General features: G+C 72.7%; 5 protein-coding genes and 1 pseudogene. 5 read left to right on the top strand and 1 reads right to left on the bottom strand.

Annotated elements, in window-relative coordinates; genetic code table 11:
- Nucleotides 1–230: pseudogene (locus tag VIP82_RS09860) on the bottom strand (hypothetical protein); the annotation flags it as partial.
- Between the two features lie 202 nt (nucleotides 231–432).
- Here VIP82_RS09860 and VIP82_RS09855 point away from each other — a divergent pair.
- The 5 genes from VIP82_RS09855 to VIP82_RS09835 all read left to right on the top strand — a co-directional run.
- Nucleotides 433–1,293, top strand: coding sequence for a sulfurtransferase (locus VIP82_RS09855; protein ID WP_331908071.1), 861 nt, complete (start codon nucleotides 433–435; stop codon nucleotides 1,291–1,293).
- Nucleotides 1,290–1,913 carry an FMN reductase gene (msuE, locus tag VIP82_RS09850; RefSeq protein ID WP_331908069.1) on the top strand — a complete coding sequence of 208 codons (624 nt, stop codon included), beginning with the start codon at nucleotides 1,290–1,292 and terminating at the stop codon, nucleotides 1,911–1,913. Before VIP82_RS09855 ends, msuE begins: the two co-directional genes overlap by 4 nt.
- Nucleotides 1,914–2,142: 229 nt before the next feature.
- Nucleotides 2,143–3,219: a pyridoxal-phosphate dependent enzyme gene (locus VIP82_RS09845; RefSeq protein WP_331908067.1), complete on the top strand. Its 1,077-nt coding sequence runs from the start codon at nucleotides 2,143–2,145 to the stop codon at nucleotides 3,217–3,219.
- Nucleotides 3,216–4,376: a cystathionine gamma-synthase gene (locus VIP82_RS09840; protein WP_331908065.1), complete on the top strand. Its 1,161-nt coding sequence runs from the start codon at nucleotides 3,216–3,218 to the stop codon at nucleotides 4,374–4,376. The genes VIP82_RS09845 and VIP82_RS09840 overlap by 4 nt, the downstream gene beginning before the upstream one ends.
- 134 nt (nucleotides 4,377–4,510) lie before the next feature.
- Nucleotides 4,511–5,728, top strand: a 1,218-nt coding sequence (locus VIP82_RS09835) for an oxidoreductase (protein ID WP_527250129.1), incomplete at its 3' end; no start/stop codon positions are given.

Here is a 5,728-nt window from a genome sequence, read left to right as displayed (position 1 = left end):
GGCTCGGGCGACCGCGTGGGCAGGCCCGGCGTCCGCGTGGGCAGGTCCGTGGGGAGGGTGGTGGGCACGCCCGTCGGAAGCGTCGTCGGCAGAGCGGTCGGGAGCGGGATCCCGCCGTTGCCGCAGCCGGCCAAGAGGGTGAGTGCGGCGGCGACGGCCAGCCCCGCGAGCACTCGGGCGGCGCGGGCGCCGCGCGGCCGCGATTCGCGTGTCACACGGGGATGCGGCATCCGATTCCTCCATTGGTGTCCTGGCCGCATGCTAGGCCCGCGCGCCGGTGCCGCCGCGGATTCGGACCGAGACACACCGGACGCGCGCGTCGCTGCTTCCACGTCCGCCGGGCATGACCCCGTGTGACGCCGCGTGTCGCCGTGTCGCAGTGTGTGTCGTCACAGCGTTTCGCCGGCTCCCCGCGCGAGCGAGCATGACCTCATGCCTTCCCCACTCATCTCGCCGACAGAGCTCGCCGATCTCATCCGCGGCGGCACCCCGCCGCGGATCCTCGACGTGCGATGGCGTCTCGATCAGCCCGAGGGCCGACCGGCGTACCTCGACGGACATCTGCCTGGCGCGGTCTACGTCGACCTCGACCGCGAGCTCGCCCGGCGTGGCGATCCGCGCGAGGGCCGGCATCCGCTGCCCCCGCGCGCCCAGCTGCAGGCCGCGGCGCGGCGATGGGGCATCCGCGACGGCGACACGGTGGTGACATACGACGACGTCCACTCGGTGGCCGCGGCGCGCGCGTGGTGGGTGCTGACCCGGTCGGGCCTCGCCGACGTGCGCGTGCTCGACGGCGGCCTGCGCGGCTGGCTCGCCGAACGGCTGCCGCTCGAGACCGGCGACGTGCTGCCGAGGCCGCCGGGGGATGTCGTGCTCGGCGATATCACCGAGGGAGTGGCCGACATCGACGGCGTGGAGGAGTGGCCCGACCACGGGCTGCTGCTCGACGTACGGGCTCCGGAGCGCTACCGAGGCGACGCCGAGCCGCTCGACCCCGTCGGCGGTCACATCCCCGGCGCCGTGAATCTGCCGACGACGGTCCACCTGACGGCCGGCAAGTTCCGCTCGCCCGAGGAGATCCGTGCAGAGTTCGCCGCCGCCGGCGTCGCCGAAGGAGTGGCCGTCGCCGCCTACTGCGGCTCCGGCATCGCGGCGACCCACACCGCGCTCGCGGGCGCGCTCGCCGGCATCGACGTGGTCGTCTATCCCGGCTCGTGGAGCCAGTGGTCGCGCTCACGCGGCCGGCTCGCGGCCGTCGGCCCGGCGCCGTCGCTGGATGTGGTGCCGGTATGACCGAGCTGCTGAAGGACGCGACGATCACGACCACGACCACGATCTCCGACCGCCCGCTGCGCGTGGTCGGGGTCTCCGGCTCCCTGCAGGAACCCAGCCGCACCACCGCGCTGGTGCGGAGCATCCTCGCATCGGTGGCCGAGCGCATCCCCGCGCAGGTCGAGCTGGTCGAGATCGCGGCGCTCGGCCCGGGCTTCGCGGGTGCCCTGAAGCGCGAGGAGGTCGCGCCCGAGGTCGAGTCGGCGCTGCAGGCGATCGAGTCCGCCGACCTGCTCGTCGTGGCGAGCCCGGTGTACCGGGCCTCGTTCACCGGGCTGTTCAAGCACCTGTTCGACTTCGTCGGCCAGTACGACCTCGTGGGCACGCCTGTGCTGCTCGCGGCGACCGGCGGCGGCGAGCGGCACGCGCTGATCATCGAGCACCAGCTACGGCCACTGTTCGGGTTCTTCCAGGCGCTCACGCTGCCGATCGGCGTGTACGCGTCGACGACCGACTTCGCGAACTACGAGCTCACCTCGCCCGACGTCGCCCGCCGCGTCGTGCAGGCCGTCGACCGTTCGCTCCCGCTCATCGAGCAGGCTGCGCTCGTGCGGCGGTCGGAGTACGTCGCCACCTGGTGACTCGGATGCCGCGACCGGCCGGTGCGCCGGGCCGCGGCATCCGTCATCGGCGTCTCCGAGCCGTGGCCGTCAACGGCGTCCTCGACGCCGCACCGGTGAGCGTCTAGACTGGCGCCCGTGTTGACCTGTCGGTGTTGTCGCCCCTGCTGCTGAAGCGTTCGCTTCGCACAGACCTCCGCGACCCCGCCAACCCTCCGCGCTCCCGCGCGGCAACACTCCAGGACTCACCGTGCGTTACGCCCAGAGCGTGGCCGACCTCGTCGGCAACACCCCCCTCGTCCGCCTGACCCGTGTCACCGACGGCATCGCCGCCACCGTGCTGGCCAAGGTCGAGTACTTCAATCCCGGCGGCTCCGCCAAGGACCGCATCGCCCGCCGCATCATCGACGCCGCCGAACGCGACGGTCTGCTCGAGCCGGGCGGCACGATCGTCGAACCCACGAGCGGCAACACCGGCGTGGGTCTCGCACTCGTGGCGGTACAGCGTGGCTACCGCATGATCTTCGTCGTGCCCGACAAGTTCGCGGGTCCGAAGGTCGACGTGCTGAGGGCATACGGTGCGGAGGTCGTGGTGACCGACACGAGCGTGCCGCCCGAAGACCCGCGCTCGTACTACAGCGTGTCGGATCGGCTCGTCCGCGAGATCCCCGGCGCCTTCAAGCCGAACCAGTTCGCGAACCCGAACGGCCCGCTGAGCCACTACGAGACGACGGGGCCGGAGATCTGGCGCGACACCGACGGACGCGTGACGCACTTCGTCGCCGGCATCGGCACCGGCGGCACCATCACCGGCACGGGCCGGTATCTGCACGAGATCTCGGGCGGCGCGGTGCGGGTGGTCGGGGCCGACCCCGAGGGCTCGATCTACTCTGGCGGCCCGCTGCACGGGTACCTCGTCGAGGGCGTCGGCGAGGACTTCTGGCCCGACAGCTACGACCCCGCGGTGCCCGACGAGATCCACCGGGTCTCGGACGCCGAGACGTTCGAGATGACCCGCCGCCTCGCGCGCGAGGAGGGACTCCTGGTCGGGGGATCGAGCGGCATGGCGGTCGTCGCCGCGCTGCGCACGGCCCGCGAGCTGCCCGCCGACGACGTGGTCGTCGTGCTGCTGCCCGACCACGGCCGCGGCTACCTCAACCGGTTCTACGACGACGACTGGATGCGGGGCCACGGGTTCGACGTCCCGGTCGCCGAGCACCGTGCGACCCGCTCGGCACCGCACGACCAGCACCCAGAATCGGCCGAACCCGGCGCACCGCGCGGGGATGAGGCATCCGGAACCGCCCACGAAGGAGCACCCGCATGACCGAGCCCACGAACGACTCCGGTTTCGAGACCCGCGCGGTGCACGCCGGGCAGGCCTTCGACCCGACGACCGGGGCCGTGATCCCGCCGGTGCATTTCTCCACGACGTACGCGCAGGACGGCATCGGCGGGCTCCGCGAGGGCTACGAGTACGGCCGCAGCGGCAACCCGACGCGCACCGCGCTCGAGACGCAGCTCGCGGCGCTCGAAGGCGGCGCGCATGCCCTGTCGTTCGCGTCGGGGCTGGCCGCCGAGGATGCGCTGCTCCGAGCCGCGCTCAAGCCCGGCGACGACGTACTCCTCGGCAACGACGTCTACGGAGGCACGTACCGCCTCATCGCGCGTGTGCTCGGGGCGTGGGGCGTGGGCGTGCGCGTGGTCGACATGAGCGACCTCGACGCGGTGCGCACCGCCCTCGAGGAGCGCCCTGCGCGCATCGTGTGGGTCGAGACGCCCAGCAACCCGCTGCTGCGGATCACCGACATCGCCGGGCTCGCGCGGCTCGGGCACGACGCGGACGCGCTCGTCGTGGTCGACAACACGTTCGCGTCGCCCGCCCTGCAGCAGCCGCTGGCCTTCGGCGCCGACGTGGTGGTGCACTCGACGACGAAGTACCTCGGCGGGCACTCGGACGTCGTCGGCGGCGCGCTCGTGCTCAACGACGAGGCACTGTACGGCGAGGCGAAGTTCCTGCAGTTCGCCGTCGGCGCCGTCTCCGGTCCTCTCGACGCGTGGCTCACGACCCGCGGCATCAAGACCCTCGCGCTGCGGATGCAGCGCCACAGCGAGAACGCCCAGGCGGTGGCGGAGTTCCTGTCCTCGCACGACCGCGTCGCGCGGGTGTACTACCCCGGCCTGGCGTCGCATCCCGGGCACGAGCTCGCCGCCGCGCAGATGAGCGGGTTCGGCGGGATCGTCTCGGTCGCGCTGGCGGATGCCGCATCCGCGCGGCGCTTCGCCGAGTCGACGCGCCTGTTCCAGCTCGCCGAGTCGCTCGGGGGCGTCGAGTCGCTCATGAACTACCCCGACGAGATGACGCACGCCTCGGTGCGCGGCACCGAGCTCGCCGTCCCGCCGGAGGTCGTGCGGCTGTCGGTCGGCATCGAGTCGGTCGCCGACCTCCTCGCCGACCTCGACCAGGCCCTCGCCGGCCTCTGACCCCGGCCTTCCCTCGTTGACTTGCGCTGAACGTACGTGACACGCCGGGCATGCTGCACGTATAGCGCAAGTCAACGTGACCGGGGACGCGCACGAGCGGGGAGGCGGGAGGCGGCGGTCCTAGGCTCGGAGGCATGACCGCGCGCCCCGGCATCCGCTCCTCCGTCCTCGCGCAGCCGCTGCGGATCGGCGCCGTCGAGGTGCCGAACCGCATCATGCAGACGGCGCACTCGAAGCAGTACTCCGACCGGGTCGAGTCCGACCGCGAGACCGCCTACTACGTGCGACGTGCGCGCGGCGGGTGCGGGCTGTTCGTGGCCGGCAACCACTTCGTGCACCCGACCGGCTCGATCCGCGGCTTCGAGGACGCCTACCGCCGCGAGGGCGTCGCCGCATCGGAGCGGATGACGGACGCCGTCCATGAGGCGGGCGCGAAGATCTTCGTGCAGCTCAACCACCACGGCGCGCAGGCGCAGCCGGACGGTCCCGACGGCCCGCGCGCGGTGTACGCGCCGTCGCGCGTCCTGTCCCCGTCGACCGCGCACGCGACGCGCGAGATGGATCGCGCCGACATCGCCGCCTTCGTCGACGGCTGGGCGCTGTCGGCCGCGCACGCGCGCGACGGCGGGTTCGACGGCATCGAGATCCACATGGCCCACGGCTACCTGCTGCACCAGTTCCTCTCGCCGCTGTACAACGCCCGTGGCGACGAGTACGGCGGCGACCTCGAGGGACGCACACGGTTCCCGCGCGAGGTGCTGCGCGCTGTGCGGGAGCGGGTGGGCGACGACTTCACCGTCGGCATCCGCATCGTCGCGAACGAGTTCCACCTCGACGGGATCGACGGCGCCGGCATGCGCGAGGTCGTCGCGCGCCTGCGTGCAGAGGCCCGCATCGACTTCCTCGACCTCGCGGCCGGCGGGTACCACAACGTCCACTACGTCTTCCCGTCGTCGCCCATGCCGTATGCGTGGCTGCGCGATGACGTCGCCGCCATGAAGGCGGCCCACCCCGACGTCCCCGTGTTCGGCGTCGGCGCCGCGCGCTCGGTCGAGGAAGCGGAGGAGGTCGTCGCCTCCGGCGTCGCCGACATGGTCGCGCTCACCCGCGCCCAGATCGCCGACCCCGATCTCGGCCGCAAGCTGATCGGAGTCGAGCCGGTCGACAGGGGCGAGTCCGGCATCCGTCACTGCATCCGCCTGAATCAGGGATGCCTCGGGCGGGGCAGCCGCGGACTCGCGATGTCGTGCACCGTGAACCCGCTCGCCGGGCGCGAGCTCGAGCGGGGGGAACGGCCGCGCGCGTCGTCGCCGCAGCGCTGGATCGTCGTGGGCGGCGGGCCCGCCGGCATG

This window comes from Microbacterium sp., assembly GCF_036566905.1.
Classification (GTDB): domain Bacteria; phylum Actinomycetota; class Actinomycetes; order Actinomycetales; family Microbacteriaceae; genus Microbacterium.
This window is presented reverse-complemented; position numbering and strand designations above follow the sequence as displayed.

What these genes read in the sequence shown, in the direction of transcription:
- msuE (WP_331908069.1), top strand. Translation starts at nt 1,290, where the DNA reads ATGACCGAGCTGCTGAAGGACGCGACGATCACGACCACGACCACGATC.
- VIP82_RS09855 (WP_331908071.1), top strand. Translation starts at nt 433, where the DNA reads ATGCCTTCCCCACTCATCTCGCCGACAGAGCTCGCCGATCTCATCCGC.
- VIP82_RS09840 (WP_331908065.1), top strand. Translation starts at nt 3,216, where the DNA reads ATGACCGAGCCCACGAACGACTCCGGTTTCGAGACCCGCGCGGTGCAC.